Origin of the sequence: Bacillus sp. OV322, from assembly GCF_900112495.1 — a bacterium.
Classification (GTDB): Bacteria; Bacillota; Bacilli; order Bacillales; family DSM-1321; genus Peribacillus.
The window spans coordinates 1-15,365 of record NZ_FOMA01000001.1; the positions used below are offsets into that span (position 1 = coordinate 1).

General features: G+C 38.7%; 12 protein-coding genes and 1 pseudogene. 7 read left to right on the forward strand and 6 right to left on the reverse strand.

The genetic code is table 11. The annotated features are described in order from the left end of the window. Positions 1-278: 278 nt before the first annotated feature. From BM126_RS00005 to BM126_RS00015, 3 genes are all read left to right on the forward strand, one after another. Positions 279-764, forward strand: coding sequence for a tetratricopeptide repeat protein (locus tag BM126_RS00005; RefSeq protein WP_090987044.1), 486 nt, complete (start codon positions 279-281; stop codon positions 762-764). Positions 765-956: 192 nt separating this feature from the next. After that, on the forward strand, positions 957-1,166 hold the full coding sequence (locus BM126_RS00010) for a cyclic nucleotide-binding domain-containing protein (RefSeq protein ID WP_371261385.1): 210 nt from the start codon (positions 957-959) through the stop codon (positions 1,164-1,166). A gap of 678 nt (positions 1,167-1,844) precedes the next feature. Beyond that, on the forward strand, positions 1,845-2,621 hold the full coding sequence (locus BM126_RS00015; protein ID WP_090987046.1) for a hypothetical protein: 777 nt from the start codon (positions 1,845-1,847) through the stop codon (positions 2,619-2,621). 25 nt (positions 2,622-2,646) lie between these two features. Here BM126_RS00015 and BM126_RS00020 read toward each other — a convergent pair whose 3' ends face one another. After that, positions 2,647-3,297 carry a CPBP family intramembrane glutamic endopeptidase gene (locus BM126_RS00020; protein ID WP_177201248.1) on the reverse strand — a complete coding sequence of 217 codons (651 nt, stop codon included), beginning with the start codon at positions 3,295-3,297 and terminating at the stop codon, positions 2,647-2,649. 238 nt (positions 3,298-3,535) lie between these two features. Between BM126_RS00020 and BM126_RS00025 the strand changes: the two genes are divergently transcribed. Then, on the forward strand, positions 3,536-4,108 hold the full coding sequence (locus BM126_RS00025; RefSeq protein WP_256212927.1) for a hypothetical protein: 573 nt from the start codon (positions 3,536-3,538) through the stop codon (positions 4,106-4,108). A 117-nt stretch (positions 4,109-4,225) separates the two neighbouring features. On the opposite strand, the pseudogene BM126_RS00030 reads toward BM126_RS00025, so the two are convergent. Beyond that, positions 4,226-4,709, reverse strand: a pseudogene (locus tag BM126_RS00030) (NUDIX domain-containing protein). Positions 4,710-5,165: 456 nt separating this feature from the next. Further along, positions 5,166-5,441 carry a hypothetical protein gene (locus BM126_RS22075; protein ID WP_177201249.1) on the reverse strand — a complete coding sequence of 92 codons (276 nt, stop codon included), beginning with the start codon at positions 5,439-5,441 and terminating at the stop codon, positions 5,166-5,168. 89 nt (positions 5,442-5,530) lie between these two features. Here BM126_RS22075 and BM126_RS23170 point away from each other — a divergent pair, with 89 nt between their 5' ends. After that, the gene (locus tag BM126_RS23170; RefSeq protein ID WP_090987052.1) at positions 5,531-7,804 is read left to right on the forward strand and encodes a collagen-like protein; all 2,274 of its coding nucleotides are present in this window, start codon (positions 5,531-5,533) and stop codon (positions 7,802-7,804) included. 163 nt (positions 7,805-7,967) lie between these two features. Then, a complete protein-coding gene (locus tag BM126_RS00045; protein ID WP_218154463.1) occupies positions 7,968-9,038 on the forward strand; it encodes a tetratricopeptide repeat-containing glycosyltransferase family 2 protein in 1,071 nt (356 codons plus the stop codon). Positions 9,039-10,084: 1,046 nt separating this feature from the next. Here the strand turns inward: BM126_RS00045 and BM126_RS00055 are convergent. Next, positions 10,085-11,590: a malate:quinone oxidoreductase gene (locus BM126_RS00055; RefSeq protein WP_090987057.1), complete on the reverse strand. Its 1,506-nt coding sequence runs from the start codon at positions 11,588-11,590 to the stop codon at positions 10,085-10,087. Positions 11,591-12,187: 597 nt separating this feature from the next. Here BM126_RS00055 and BM126_RS00060 point away from each other — a divergent pair. Next, positions 12,188-13,504 (forward strand): glycosyltransferase family 2 protein, encoded by a 1,317-nt coding sequence (locus BM126_RS00060; RefSeq protein WP_090987059.1) that lies wholly within the window; start codon positions 12,188-12,190, stop codon positions 13,502-13,504. 98 nt (positions 13,505-13,602) lie between these two features. Here the strand turns inward: BM126_RS00060 and BM126_RS00065 are convergent, their stop codons facing one another. Further along, a complete protein-coding gene (locus tag BM126_RS00065) occupies positions 13,603-14,055 on the reverse strand; it encodes a GNAT family N-acetyltransferase (RefSeq protein WP_090987061.1) in 453 nt (150 codons plus the stop codon). Positions 14,056-14,148: 93 nt separating this feature from the next. After that, positions 14,149-15,144, reverse strand: a complete 996-nt coding sequence (locus tag BM126_RS00070) for an aldo/keto reductase (RefSeq protein WP_090987063.1) — start codon at positions 15,142-15,144, stop codon at positions 14,149-14,151. Positions 15,145-15,365 lie beyond the last annotated feature (221 nt).

The window sequence follows — 15,365 nt, forward strand, 5'->3', positions numbered from 1 at the left end:
GTTACGTTCTACCTTGGCTACTGATATAATAAGACCAAAATAAATAAGGTCAACCAGAAATATTTAGCATTCTGGTTAACCTTATAATACGAACGTGGGAGTTTAGTTGAAGAAGATGTTTTTTTATAATAGTGTTGAATAAGTTAATATAAGTAAATATAAGTAAATTGTTTTTAGTAAGGAGTGTTTTCTTCAAAGCTTGAGGTGGCACTTTTTTTCTTAAACTAACGTAAAACAGTGTAGTGGTATAAATAGATAAAGTATAGGGGTTGAAGATCATGGAAAAAGAGCTACACAAAGCAATAGAATTAAGGAAAGGTGGAAACCATAAAGAATCCAACAAATTACTTATGAAACTGGTACAGGAGTTTCCTGATGATGCGTCAATAAACTATCAATGTGCATGGAGTTTTGATTTATTAGGGGAAGAATCGAAAGCAGTTCCGTTTTACGAAAATGCAATTAAATTAGGGTTGTCTTTAAAGGAACTGGAGGGAGCCTTATTGGGATTGGGGAGTACATATAGGACATTAGGAGATTATGAAAAGTCCAAACGTACATTTTTAAAGGGAATTGAATTATTTCCAAACAATAAAGCAATTCAAATCTTCTATTCGATGACCCTATATAATTTGAATGAACATAGTAAAGCGATGGAGTTATTATTAAAATGCTTAACAGATACAACAACAGACGATGAAATTTTAGGTTATAAACAAGCAATTAATTTCTATTCGAATAAATTAGATGAAATTTGGGAGTAGTTTGTGAAAAGATGTACTTAAAGTAACGGTGCAAGAGTTATCGAAAGTAATCGCTGAGGCAGTCTCTTTTCTTGTTGTTCTAACGGGCTACAACTAGAAATTATTAATGAATCACTAATCTAATTTAATTCATAGTTTAAAGTTAAAGTATATTGAAAGGATACCAGAATGAAGGAAAAATTGTTGAAATATATGACTGAATTTACTACTTTAAATGAAGAAGCACAACGTATAATTATTGATACTTTAAAAATCCAAGAATATAAAAAAGGAACATTCCTTCTACAACAAGGTGATGTTCCGGGTATTAAATTTTATTTTGTGGGTGTGTTAGACAGTTCTTTGAGGATGTACAAGGAAAAGAGAACAGCAGGCTCGTTTGAACTAATAAATAATTTATAGCTCACCTCGACTAGGCTAATACATATTGAAAATAGTAAATCCATTTTATATATTGTCCTAATAAAAACAATAGGGAAAATACGGAAAAATTTTTAGTGATTTAAGAGGATTTTTGGTTATTTTGTCTAATTATGTATTATATAAAGTAGTTATTTATGGAACTTGACTTATAAGTGAGGCTTACATCAGTTTGGTGATTGGTACAGAATAAATTACTTTGATAGGAGTAATTATTCTTCTGTTTATTTAAGGCTCTTTTCTTAAGGATTGTTGTTTTTTTAATTTGTTATGTGAGGCGTTCCCATTGTCAAGTCAGGTTGATTGGAGCCAAGGTGCGAGACTCCTGCGGGGTTATCAGTACAGGTGAGACCCCGCAGGCGCAGCCGAGGAGGCTTACTGGCTGCCCCGCGGAAAGCGAGCATCCTGGAGCGGAAATCAACCCCCTTGTTTCATAACAACAAAGTTTACGAAAACAGCCTTATTTAAAGTATAGATGGTTTTGAAGCTCCAGGTACTAAATCCATGGGATTGGAGCTGGATCGGCCACGTTGCTTTTAATGATAGCCGGGGAGGCGTTTATCTCTAACTAGTTCATGCAGTAAAAGCAGAGTTAATTATCTTACGGTAAACGGACCAAAAACATTAAAATATCCATATTAATATTGAGGATGGGATGGCATGAATTTCAGGTCTGTACTTTTGCTTTTATTCGTATTTTTACTAATTGGAGTTGTTGCAGGCTGTGAGAAAGATAAACCTGCTGAAAGTAAACAACTTAAATCTTTTGAACATAAACAACTTACAGAACGTAAAAAAGTAAAGCAAATAATAATACATGATGCACCTGAAAATTCAACTTCCCCTTCAAATGCGCTGCTTCATCAATACGAAGTTGATTTTGAAGATGGAGTGAAGAAATTCCCTGATACTAACTCAATAATCTCTGAAGTCGTATTCAACAAAAAGAGTATCGTAACTATTCATTCACCTAAAGGGAAAAATGAGTATGCTGTTTTTTTGTATAGTTTGGCAGATGCCTGGAGCATTGATGGCATCTTAGAATTTGGAGTATACAAGGAAAATACCGTTACCGATAAAGAAGGGTTAGCATTACCAATGGAAAAATTCAGCGCCAACGATTTAAGTGCTGAAGAGTTAGGTCTTAAAAATAATAAAGCAGATATGTGGGCATTTGCTGATAAAGAAAATATTATTACAATTACTCGATTCGATAGCTTTCCATTTGATGAAAGATTCAAAACCAAAACGTTTAACTTGAAAAATGGAAGTAAAGCCTATATTTCTAAGGACAGTTTTAAAAATAAACTATTATATTATTTTGATTCTGAAAAACTAATTGTACTTTCAGGAAACGCAGATGAAGAGAAGCTTATCAATCTTGCAAATTCTTTACCTCCATCTGACTCATATGGTTTTCCTGCTGCAAAAAACTAAGCTATGTATAAAAAATAAGGGAACCCTATATAGGTGTTCCCTCATACGTTAGACTAAAATAAAGAAATAATTTCGCCATATACAAATTCCAAAGTGAATGTGATATTACTGATGGTATCAAAGATCTAGTCTTATAAGTTGTTATAGATAAAAGTACGCCAGAAACAAGAGTGATTATCCAATACATTGGATGAAATAGTGCAAACAGAACGGAAGATAAAGAAATTGCCCAAACAGGCTTTGTGAATTTTAATAAAAAGAATAGCAAAACACCCCGGAAGAACACTTCCTCCCATATCGGAGCTAAAAAGGCTGCATCCACTATTCCGCCAATACTTACCCCTTTTAAAAGTCCGTGTTTATAATAGAAAATGAAGGTTTCATCCAGCAATATCTCATAATGAACACATAACAATAACAGTAAGTAAGGTATGGTCAAAGTAATCAAAATATAAAAATAAGATGATGGTCTTTTAATAAATTTAATGTTTATTAACGGAGTGATAATTTGTCTGATTCCGCTAAAGCTGAATGTGAATAATAAAAATGTTATTAACCATAACAAAGTTTCATAGTCTCCAAGTTGGGCACTTATATGAGAAAGGTTGTTAATCAGGTAACCGAAAACAATTAGTATTGATATGTACGTTATGGATTTAATTTTTGTTTCCTCCATCATTCTAATATTTTTAGTATATTGCATATTTTAGTGGTAAATTATTACAACTTGATTTTATCATAGGGAGCATTCGTTGAGAACATACAACTGACAATAATCAACTTGCTTCCAGTTGTATCATATTAAGATCCAAGATTTACTGCATACTGAATTATTAGACTAACAAGAAACATTCAATAGACTTTGTAAAGAGGTGGCTTATATGCTTTTTCATTATCATTTTTGGACTCCCTATGTGGAAGAAACAGAAGCTTTTTATGCAAATAATGGTTTTCGTATTTCTCAGCGTATAGGAAAATACGAGGGGGATTTTCAAACATTTAATCCTCCATTAGCATGGGATGATTTTCGAGAGAAAAAAATATTATTTCGTATTATAGAAGCAAGAAAAGGGAGTATCAATGTTACTTTTGGTTATGGAAAGAAAATCTTGTTTGACCATATTGGCTTTTTAGTGTCCGAAAATGAACAAAACCTTATATGCAAAAATGCAGAAAAAATGGCATGGGATGTCAAAAAAGGTGAAAGAAGAAGCTTTATTACAACACCCTATAATTTTAGGGTAGAACTTCAAATGAACACAGATACGATAGACGATCTGGCGAATAACATAAAAATAAAAGAGTTAAAGCTTGAAACTCGAATGAAAGGATTAGAAAACGATCTTTCAAATTTATTTGGCAAACCTGTTGATAATATTATTTCAGAATTTGGTCATACAGTTACTATTAAAGAAGCAGTATTGGAAGGTATCCTTTCCTCGAATATAGTTGATCCAAATGGAGTTAGAATTTTAAATAATATTTAGTGAAATGGCTTTATTTGTTTTGGATATAGGCACACTTTCATTGTTAAAAACAAGCATGCTCCCATTTCTATTATATATTTAAACGGCTATTCGTTATTCTATAAACTCATCTGTTAGTTAATCAAGAAGGTTGTTTAATACATATTCTTCAAGTCTGTATTCTTCAATAAACTCAATATTTTTTCTGGTTTTTGCATAGTTAATTATTAGTTTTCTTATATTTGGGTGAAGAACTATATCATTTAATTGGGTTAGTTTTATCCATTTAACACCAATTTGATTTTTGTCAGGATTGATTGGCAGCTTTGGAATAAATCCGTCTTTTATTTTACAATCAAACATTATTGTAAAGAGTGTGTTTCTCCATTCGAGTTCAAGTGTGGTGCATACTCATAAACAAAGGCTAAAGGGCAACTTCTACATCGATTGATGCTTCCTCTTTTGCTTCTCTTCGAACTGCTTCAACAACTGACTCATTAGGTTCAACTCCACCTGCTGGCAGGTTATTATGCAACCCATTTTCATCATTAAATTCAATCAAAAGAATTGAATCGCTTTCTAATATGAGTGCACACGCTCTTAACCTAATATAATAAACCAAATAATAATTCCTCCGCCTTATAAAATATAGTTAACTTTTATTATTTAATTAAGCCGTTTCTTTAGCCGTCTCGCCCGCCAGTAAACCCGGCAGGTGAGCAGCTGCATTGTGATAAATGATTACAAAGAAGATCTCCGGGAAGGTTACCCACTTAAAATAATAATACTACTCAGAGGCTCAGCTTTTTTTAAAAAGTGTTTTTAATGGGTCCATTTTGTTATGCTCATTTTCAGTTTTTAGCTTTTTTAATTTTCATGGGAGTGAAAGAAGATAAAAGGCTAAAGGCTTTTACTTACTACATATTCAATCCTAACCCTATTCATTTTTTTATCCATTTATTTTCAGAGGATTTATCATAAATAACCTTTAGGTTCTTTTCATCAATCCATTCAATAGAAAAGTAATTATTTGACTTCAATGTATTTCCCTATTCATTTGGAAAATTGTCATCTTTATCTAAAACGGATAATTGAGGTGAAAATCCTGTTGTTGCACCACAACTTCTTTGGAGAACATGAGCCGCATTTTCACCATTGGTAGAAGGGCTTTTTTGTTTAATATCAATTCCTCACATATCCTCAAATAAAAAATCCAATAAATACTTATCAGCCATAAATACAATTCTATTTCGTGACCACAAGGTTTTAAAAAAAGAGTTAGGAATTTTTGCTTTGCAGCTTTATTTTGTAAATCAGCAAGGATGAAACAAAAAAGGGCAGCACTATTATTCAAAAATGAGCAATGTTTTAAGATACTTGTCCAAACACCTTTAATGTTTGTCTCATAAAATACCTTAGTTTTAAAAAAGGAGGTAAAGAAATTTGAGTAGACAAAAAAGGTGTTCAAAATGCGGACATAGAGATTGCAGATGCAAGGACAAAAAATGTCGAGATTGTGGATATAGAGATTGCGAATGCAAAGACAAGAAATGTCGAGATTGTGGACATAGAGATTGCAAATGCAAAGACAAGAAATGTCGAGATTGTGGACATAGAGATTGTAGATGCAAGGACAAGAAATGTCGAGATTGTGGACATAGAGATTGTAGGTGCAAGGACAAAAAATGTCGAGATTGTAGATATAGAGATTGTAGATGCAAGGACAAAAAATGTCGAAATTGCGGTTGCAATGTAGAGCAAAACGTAAATGTTGAAATAAAAGTACCTGCTGGTGCGACAGGACCAAAAGGAGCAACCGGACCAGCTGGACCAACCGGTAAAACTGGAGCAACAGGAGCAACAGGGGCCAGAGGTAAAACTGGTGCCACTGGAGCAACCGGACCAGCTGGAGTAACTGGCGCAACAGGAGCCACAGGTAAAACTGGTGCCACTGGAGCAACAGGACCAGCTGGAGTAACCGGCGCTACGGGAACAACTGGTGCTACTGGTTCAACAGGAGCTGCTGGACCGACTGGAGCAACCGGAACAACAGGTGTTACAGGAGCAACTGGGCCTGCTGGACCGACTGGAGCAACCGGTGCAACAGGACCAGCTGGAGTAACCGGTGCTACGGGAACAACTGGTGCTACTGGTTCAACAGGAGCTGCTGGGCCGACTGGTGCAGCTGGCACAACAGGAGCAACAGGACCAGCTGGGCCGACTGGTGAAACTGGTGCAACCGGAACAACAGGTGCTACAGGAGCAACAGGAGCAACAGGAGCTGCTGGACCTACTGGTGAAACTGGAGCAACCGGAACAACAGGTGCTACAGGAGCAACAGGAGCTGCTGGACCTACTGGTGAAACTGGAGCAACCGGAACAACAGGTGTCACAGGAGCAACTGGGCCTGCTGGACCGACTGGCGCAACAGGAGCAACAGGACCAGCTGGAGTAACCGGCGCTACGGGAACAACTGGTTCAACAGGAGCTGCTGGGCCGACTGGTGCAGCTGGCACAACAGGAGCAACAGGACCAGCTGGGCCGACTGGTGAAACTGGTGCAACCGGAACAACAGGTGTTACAGGAGCAACTGGGCCTGCTGGACCGACTGGCGCAACAGGAGCAACAGGACCAGCTGGAGTAACCGGCGCTACGGGAACAACAGGTGCTACAGGAGCAACAGGAGCAGCTGGACCGACTGGTGAAACTGGAGCAACCGGAACAACAGGTGCTACAGGAGCAACAGGAGCAGCTGGACCGACTGGTGAAACTGGTGCAACCGGAACAACAGGTGTTACAGGAGCAACTGGGCCTGCTGGACCAACTGGTGAAACTGGAGCAACAGGAGCAACCGGACCAGCTGGAGTAACCGGCGCTACGGGAACAACAGGTGCAACAGGAGCAACAGGAGCAGCTGGGCCGACTGGTGAAACTGGTGCAACCGGAACAACAGGTGTTACAGGAGCAACTGGGCCTGCTGGACCAACTGGTGCAACAGGAGCAACAGGAGCAACAGGACCAGCTGGAGTAACCGGCGCTACGGGAACAACAGGTGCAACAGGAGCAACAGGAGCAACAGGAGCAGCTGGGCCGACTGGTGAAACTGGTGCAACAGGAGCAACAGGAGCAGCTGGACCGACTGGTGAAACTGGTGCAACCGGAACAACAGGTGTTACAGGAGCAACAGGGCCTGCTGGACCAACTGGAGCAACCGGAGCAACAGGACCAGCTGGAGTAACCGGCGCTACGGGAACAACAGGTGCAACAGGAGCAACAGGTGCAACAGGAGCAACAGGAGCAGCAGGAGGATTATCCCAATACGGTTATATTTACAATCTCGGTGCTCAGGTTGTGCCTATAGAGGCGGATGTCATTTTTGATACAAATGGAATTATTACGCCTGGAATTACGCATGCCCCTGGAACCACACAAATTGCAGTTACCGTTCCTGGAGACTACGAGGTTACTTTCTCCGTGTCGGGTGTAGAACCCAACCAATTCGCACTATTTTTAAATGGCGCGCTGGTTGCGGGAACTGTCTACGGTTCAGGTGCCGGCACTCAGCAAAACAATGGTCAGGCTATAATCGCTATAGCAGCGGGAGATGTTCTTACCCTTCGAAATCATAGTTCTTCTGCAGCAGTTACCCTTCAGACTTTAGCCGGAGGCACACAAACAAACGTAAACGCTTCTATTGTCATTAAAAAATTAAATTAGTTGCTTAAATCAATCGCCCCTCAATTTTATGTATACCATTAAATTGAGGTGGTCGATTGATTTGTATATTTATAATTCATTTATTAGGATTGTCCACACCCTATATTGTCTTTTTTCATAGTTTAAAAATAGGAAAATCTTTGGTTAAAGGAGCACATTAAACTTGATTACAGTTAGCCTTTGCATGATTGTGAAAAATGAAGAAGACACTATCGCAAGATGTCTAGATTCGGTAAAAAACCTCGTCGATGAAATCATCATTGTAGACACAGGTTCAACAGATAAAACGAAAGAAATTGTTTCTCAATATACAGATCATGTCCTCGACTTTCGCTGGATTGATAACTTTGCCGCAGCCCGTAATTTCACATTTAGTCACGCTAAAATGGACTACATTTTTTGGTTAGATGCGGATGATGTATTAATGGACGATGATCGCAAAAAATTTTTATTGTTAAAAGAAACCCTCGACCCTTCCACTGATTCTGTCACCATGCATTATAATCTTAGCATTGATGAAAAAGGAAATGTCATTGCCAGCCTGCGACGTAATCGCCTTGTTAAAAGGATAAATAATTTCCAATGGTATGGGGCGGTACACGAATACCTAGAAGTTTGGGGAAATATTCTACACAGCGAGGTTGCTGTTACCCATTGTAGCATTCAACACGACTCAGACCGTAATCTCCATATCTATGAAAACCGTCTTAAACGGGGTGAACAATTCTCTCCCAGAGACTTGTTTTATTTTGCAAACGAACTGTTTGACCATAAAAAGTTTGAGGACGCAATCAAATACTATAAACAATTTTTAGAAACAAAAAAGGGCTGGGTAGAAGATAACATTTCCGCATGCGGAAAGCTTGCAGATTGTTTCAATGCATTAGAAGATCATGAAAACGAACTTCATTTCATATTAAAATCTTTTGAATATAGCTCACCTCGAGCTGATTTTTGCTGCCGGCTAGGGTACAGATTCCTCCATAATAATCAGCCCCACCAGGCTCTTTTTTGGTATAAACTTGCCACTCAACTAGAAATGCCATCTGACAATTTTGGGATGATTAGCCATGCTTGCTGGACTTGGCTTCCGCATTTGCAATTATGTGTTTGTTACTCACAAATAGGGAACTATGCACTAGCCTATGCACACAACGAGAAAGCCTGTCAATACATTCCTGATCACCCAAGTATTCTTCATAACAAGCGTTATTTAGAACATTTTTTACAATGAAGGTGGTTACTCCAAGCAGGCAGAAGTGCGGACAAACCTGGGCAGTAAATTATGCCCAAACGAATAACTTGCTGAACAACAGTGCTATCTTATTTTTATGTATATCTTTCCTTTATTAAGTTTTTGGGGAATCGGTGCAATTTTATTGTTCCAAGATCACACCGATTTTTAACAAATAAGGTTTATAAAGAATGTATCAATAACACTCATGATTTTCTTACGAGTGACCTTGGTAACACTATAAAGTCATTTTTATTATGTCATAAGTGAAAGTGGATAACTAATTAATCTAAAAACAGAGTAGCTTTGAAAGGTACTCTGTTTTTAGATAAGAGGATTTTTATTGGGGCTTTTCGTATTAATCCCTGAAAGGGAGTGTCATAATGGAAAAAATATTGATAGTGTTAATCCATTTCAAAAAGCCTTTGAAATATTATCTATATACAGGGGGGACGGGGGCACTTTATTGCTTAAGTGGCAGTATTTTTTATTTTATTAAGGATAATTCTTTCTGTAAACAGGAAACAGAGAAATTATTTCACTTTCAATCTGCGAGCGGTGGGGGGCATGTGAAAAGGTATTTTTTTTATAATAATTTTATGTAATTGTCTTCATAGTAAAAAGGAGCATCCGGCAGTTTTAACTTTCTTGAAATCATAATACAGGATTACGGAAAGTGTCTGGGTTTAAGGTTCGGATGCTCCTTCACGATTAAAGACCATATAATAAGAATTTTAGTTTCTGCAGCAAAATTAATTTATCAAGCAAGGCATTAATTTTCCCTTTCACATCAGCCCTGCTGCTTGAGGTGTGAGTTAATATGAAAGGAGAAGCATTTCTCGGTTTGGCAGCGATTTCATTACTGTCTTAGCTTAGCTTATGACTATTGATTCATTCCTTCTCTGGTTCTTTGTTAACTTGGGCTGTGAATGATAAAGTGGTTGTGCGAAATAACAAAATCACTCATTCCATTATTCAATCTCTATACATTTAAACAATTCCGCGGATGAAACCGGTTGCTTAAAAATTTATTGATTGCCTTTGTTTCAGCTTCCAGAGTAAACTCGCTCTTTTTCGTTCAGGTCAAGTGTCTTTGCTGTTAAAGCGTGAATTTCGTCCAGAAGGTCGGGATTTTCCATTAGTGACATACCATAGGAAGGGATCATTTCTTTGATTTTTGTTTCCCATGTGTTCATATGCTGAGGGAAGCATTTGTTAATGATATCAAGCATGACGTGAACAGCAGTAGAAGCACCTGGAGAAGCACCCAGTAATGCTGCAATCGAGCCATCTGCTGCAGTGATAACCTCTGTCCCGAATTGAAGTGTTCCTTTGCCTTGAGCAGTATCTTTGATAACCTGTACGCGCTGTCCGGCTACTACTAAATCCCAATCCTCGCTTTTAGCATTAGGGATAAATTCCCGTAATTCTTCCATACGCTGTTCTTTTGTTAACATTACTTGCTGGATCAGGTATTTTGTCAATGACATCTCTTTTGCGCCAGCTGCAAGCATAGTCAGGACATTATTCGGTTTTACGGAAGTTACTAAATCAAACATAGATCCAGTTTTTAAGAACTTTGGCGAGAAGCCTGCAAACGGTCCAAATAGCAGCGATTTTTTATTGTCGATGAATCTTGTGTCAAGATGCGGAACAGACATTGGCGGAGCACCCAGCTTAGCTTTTCCGTATACTTTTGCATGATGCTGCGCGATAACTTCCGGATTTTTGCATACCATGAATATCCCGCTTACAGGGAATCCGCCAATATGTTTTCCTTCAGGAATACCGGATTTTTGCAGTAAATGCAGGCTTCCGCCTCCGCCGCCGATAAAGACGAATTTAGCAGTATGGTATTCTGCACTGCCGTTATCAACATTCCGCACCTTTAATTTCCATGAGCCATCACTAGTACGATTAATGTTTTCAACACTATTTTTATATTTGATATCAACATTTTTACTCTTTAGATGGTCAAACAGCATTTTTGTCAGGGCACCAAAATTTACGTCTGTGCCGGAATCAATTTTAGTCGCGGCGATAGGCTCATCCGATGTACGGTTTTGCATGATAAGCGGAATCCATTCTGCCAGCTTTGCCGGGTTATCGGAAAATTCCATTCCCTTAAATAAAGGATTGCTTAAAAGCGCTTTAAAACGCTTCTTTAAAAACTCTACATCTTTTTCCCCTTGTACCATGCTCATATGAGGTAATGGCATAATAAAGTCCTGGGGATTTTTAATAAGCTTGTTTTGTACAAGATAAGACCAAAATTGCATGGAAACTTGGAACTGTTCATTAATATTAATAGCTTTGCTAATATCTATTGAACCATCTGGTTTTTCAACAGTATAGTTAAGCTCACACAGTGCCGCATGCCCTGTTCCCGCATTGTTCCATTCGTTAGAGCTTTCCTTTCCTGCGTTTTCGAGCTTCTCAAATACTTTGATTTCCCATTCCGGTACTAATTCTTTCAGGAGTGTACCTAAAGTCGCACTCATGATACCGGCGCCAATTAAGATGACGTCTGTTTTAGTTTCTTTGCTGCTCATTGTAGCCCCTCCTTCTCCCTAATATTTGCCGAAAGGATGCCGCGCTTTTGCTTAGCCGTCAAACCAAGACAATGCGCTGCCTGGTCCACTTATCCAGTCTCAATTATTAGTATATTACAATTATTTATAGATTAAAATATATTGTTAAAATATAGTTTAAAGGGGAGAGAGATGACGTACTCCAATTTTCCCCTTTAAATAGAAGATTAACAGATTCTTTTTACAAAACCCAGATAAAAAGACTAGAATGGCAAAAAACTTCCAAAATTCTTTATTCAGTCTAATACCTGCTTAAGCATTGTGCTTATATTGCACTTAATAATTGCCGAATTGCTAGGAATGAGGATCCTGCAGAGGCCGCCGGCAGCAGATAAAGCTGCTTTTTTAAATTCTATCCTAATACCCGGTTGCTAAAACCATTTTAGCTGCCAAAAGTATATCGCTTTATATGCGGTGTGCTTTTTTACTGATTGTGATATAAAAAGAGATTGTTTTAGTTTAAATAGGGAATTCAGCCATTATTTTAAACTTATTTGAAAATATTTATTATGGTAGTTTAGTTAGGGGGAATCTTTGAAAAATATAAGCCTGAAGTGAGTGATACCTTTGAAAAAAAGGGTTTATATTCCGGTCCTTTGGAAATTCTATATCAGCCATCTTTTTGCTGTTATCTGGACATGCATTGCCATTGTATTATCAAAAAGCTGGTTAAGTGATTTAAGCGGAGTTGCAGGAATCACGCCGGCTGTGATAATCATTACGGGAATTGCTTATATACCTGGGTATTTAAATGCTTTTTTGGTAGCGAGTCTGCTTATAGACAAACAGCCAAAATTAAAGACCAATAATCCGCAAGATGATATAACCGTGCTAATTGCTGCAAAGAATGAAGAAAACGGAATTGCAAATTCTTTAATTTATATAAAAAACCAAGACTATGATGGGAATATTTCAATAGTTTTAATAGATAATGGTTCTGAAGATGGGACCATTGAGGCTGCAAAAAAAATAGCCCAAGAAATCAATCTAGATCTATCAATTAAAATTGAAGCAGAGCCGGGTAAGCATGCTGCTTTAAATCAAGGCATTAAATATGTAAATACAGAATATGTCATTACGCTGGATGCTGATACTTTATTGCATAAATCAGCTATCCGATACATTGTGGCAAGAATGAAATCTGCGCCCCCGGATGTATGTGCTGTTGCTGGGGCTATATTGGTCAGAAACAGCCGGGATAACTTATGGTCGCGTGTGCAGGAATGGGATTACTTTTTAAGTATCGCGTCTATTAAAAGGCTGCAGGGCCTATATCAGGGAACATTGGTAGCGCAGGGGGCATATAGTTTATTTAAGACAGATACCATCCGGGAAGCCGGCGGGTGGCCGGATGCAATCGGGGAAGATATTGTACTGACCTGGAAATTTTTAAAACAGGGAAGAAAGGTTTTCTTTGAACCGCTGTCTGTTGCTTTTACAGAGGTTCCTACAAAATTGATTCATTTAGGCAGACAAAGGAGCAGATGGGCAAGAGGGATGATTGAAGGGTTAAAAGAGGTTAAACCCTGGCAGCAGCCTTCTATTTATACAAAATATCTAACGTCGGTTAACTATATCATGCCGTATATAGATATCTCCTTTACATTTTTTTGGCTGCCTGGTCTTGTGCTGGCCTTTTTTGGAGTATATTGGATTGTGGGACTTACAACGCTATTGGTGCTTCCATTAACATTTGTCAGTTATTTTGTTTTGTATTTTTATCAAAAGAAAGTATTTACTAAACTAAATCTTAAAATCAGGAGAAATATATCTGGCTTCATCGTTTTTGTACTATTTTACCAGATGATTATGAGTCCTGTATCTGTATGGGGGTATGTTCAGGAATTGTTTAAATTAAAGAGGATATGGAAATAAAGCATTTAGGAAAGCGCGTGTCTGCGGGACATGCGCTTTTTTGCTGCGGGAAACAGCAATCGCTGCGTTTAAATAGCTAGCAGATAAACAATGCTGGCTCACTCTTTCGTCATGAATACGCTATTTGGGTCTTCTATATAATCAGCAAAGGGAGAGCAGTACTGGAAACCGGCACTTTCGTATAGCCTTCTGGCAGGTATGAAGGCATCTTGAGAACCGGTTTCAAGGCTTAATCGGCTGTATCCCCTATGCCTGGCTTCTTCCAAGATGTGAGTGAGGATTTTTCTTGCTGTGCCTTTTCGGAGGTATGCAGAAGAGGTGCGCATGGACTTTATTTCACCATGAAGAGGATTAAGTTCTTTTAGCGCGCCGCATCCGGCTAATTCATTTCCTTCCCATGCAGTCCAGAACGTGATTTCGGGTTTTCGCAATTCATCCAATTTTAAAGCATGTATGCTCTTTGGAGGCGAATGCAGAGTCATGCCCTGAAGATGTTCATTCACCAAGTCGATCACTTCCCGTCTAGATAAATCGTCCTTTACAATAATCATGATTATTCCCTCCTAATCTCTTGAGCTTCATTTCATGTTAACAAAAAGCCGGAATGGGGAATGTTTAGCTTCATCCCGGCTTTACAGGATTTGTTAAATTTCTTCTTTAGTTGGAGGCGCCATAAATTCAGGGCCGACCGGGTCACTAATTGAGGTTTGCAGAATATTATCAATGGCTGCCTTGTCATCATCTGTCAGAGTCCAGCCTGTAATTTCATTGATTGCGTTCAGCTGGTCTGGACGGCGTGCACCCCAGAGGGCTATACCTGTCCCTGGCTGGTCGAGTATCCAGCGCACAGCAAGATGGATCACTTCTTTACCGTAGCGGTCCTTTGCCAATTGATCTAACTGATTGACTGCATGCAGATATTGCTGAAAGCGAGGGTGCTGGAATTTAGGATCATTATTACGCAGGTCATCTCCGCCGAAAGTCTGGCTAGCAGCCATTTTTCCGGATAGCAGGCCTCTGCATAAGCTTCCATAAAGAAGTGTAGTGATGCTGTTTTCTTCACAGTACGGAAGGATATCTTTTTCAATATCGCGTTCAAATAGGTTATATGGCGGCTGTGCGGTATGCAGGGGAGCTATTTTTCTGAACTCTTCCATTTGCTTTACAGTGAAATTGCTGACACCGATTGCGCGGATTTTTCCTGATTTATACAGACTTTGGATGGCATCCGCTGTCTCTTCCATAGGGATAAGAGGATCTGGCCAATGAATTTGATATAAGTCAATATAATCGGTTTGCAGACGCTTGAGGGAATCATCTATCTCCTTTAGAATCCGCTGCTTTGTGCCGTCACGGAACGGTTCGTTATTCTTCCAGTTTAACGCGGTTTTAGTAGCCAAAAGGATGCTGTCACGGCTGCCGTATTGCTTGACTGCTTTGCCGACTATTTCCTCGGATGTCCCAAATCCGTAGACTGGTGCCGTGTCGATAAGGTTTATTCCTTTGTCAAGAGCGGCATGAATGGTCTGAATGGATGTATCCTCATTTGTTCCGCCCCACATCCATCCTCCGATTGCCCATGTGCCAATCCCGATGCGTGAAGCTTTCATTCCTGTATCTGCTATTTGAGTGAATTCCATGTAAACATCTCCTTTTTTTCTGTTTTTGGTTTCGTTAACTTCGCTGCTATTGAACAAGGGTTGATATCCGCTCTAGGATGCTCGCTTTATCCTTATTGATTTTAAATTTTCATTTTATTCATTCCTTCTCAAAAACAAAATATCATGTTTTTCATATTTATTCCAAAGTTCAGCTTCAGCACTTTTAGGGATACTTATGCATACAATGGCATCTAGTGCAA

What these genes read in the sequence shown, in the direction of transcription:
- BM126_RS00005 (WP_090987044.1), top strand. Translation starts at nt 279, where the DNA reads ATGGAAAAAGAGCTACACAAAGCAATAGAATTAAGGAAAGGTGGAAAC.
- BM126_RS00010 (WP_371261385.1), top strand. Translation starts at nt 957, where the DNA reads ATGACTGAATTTACTACTTTAAATGAAGAAGCACAACGTATAATTATT.
- BM126_RS00015 (WP_090987046.1), top strand. Translation starts at nt 1,845, where the DNA reads ATGAATTTCAGGTCTGTACTTTTGCTTTTATTCGTATTTTTACTAATT.
- BM126_RS00020 (WP_177201248.1), bottom strand. Translation starts at nt 3,297, where the DNA reads ATGGAGGAAACAAAAATTAAATCCATAACGTACATATCAATACTAATT.
- BM126_RS00055 (WP_090987057.1), bottom strand. Translation starts at nt 11,590, where the DNA reads ATGAGCAGCAAAGAAACTAAAACAGACGTCATCTTAATTGGCGCCGGT.
- BM126_RS00065 (WP_090987061.1), bottom strand. Translation starts at nt 14,055, where the DNA reads ATGATTATTGTAAAGGACGATTTATCTAGACGGGAAGTGATCGACTTG.
- BM126_RS00070 (WP_090987063.1), bottom strand. Translation starts at nt 15,144, where the DNA reads ATGGAATTCACTCAAATAGCAGATACAGGAATGAAAGCTTCACGCATC.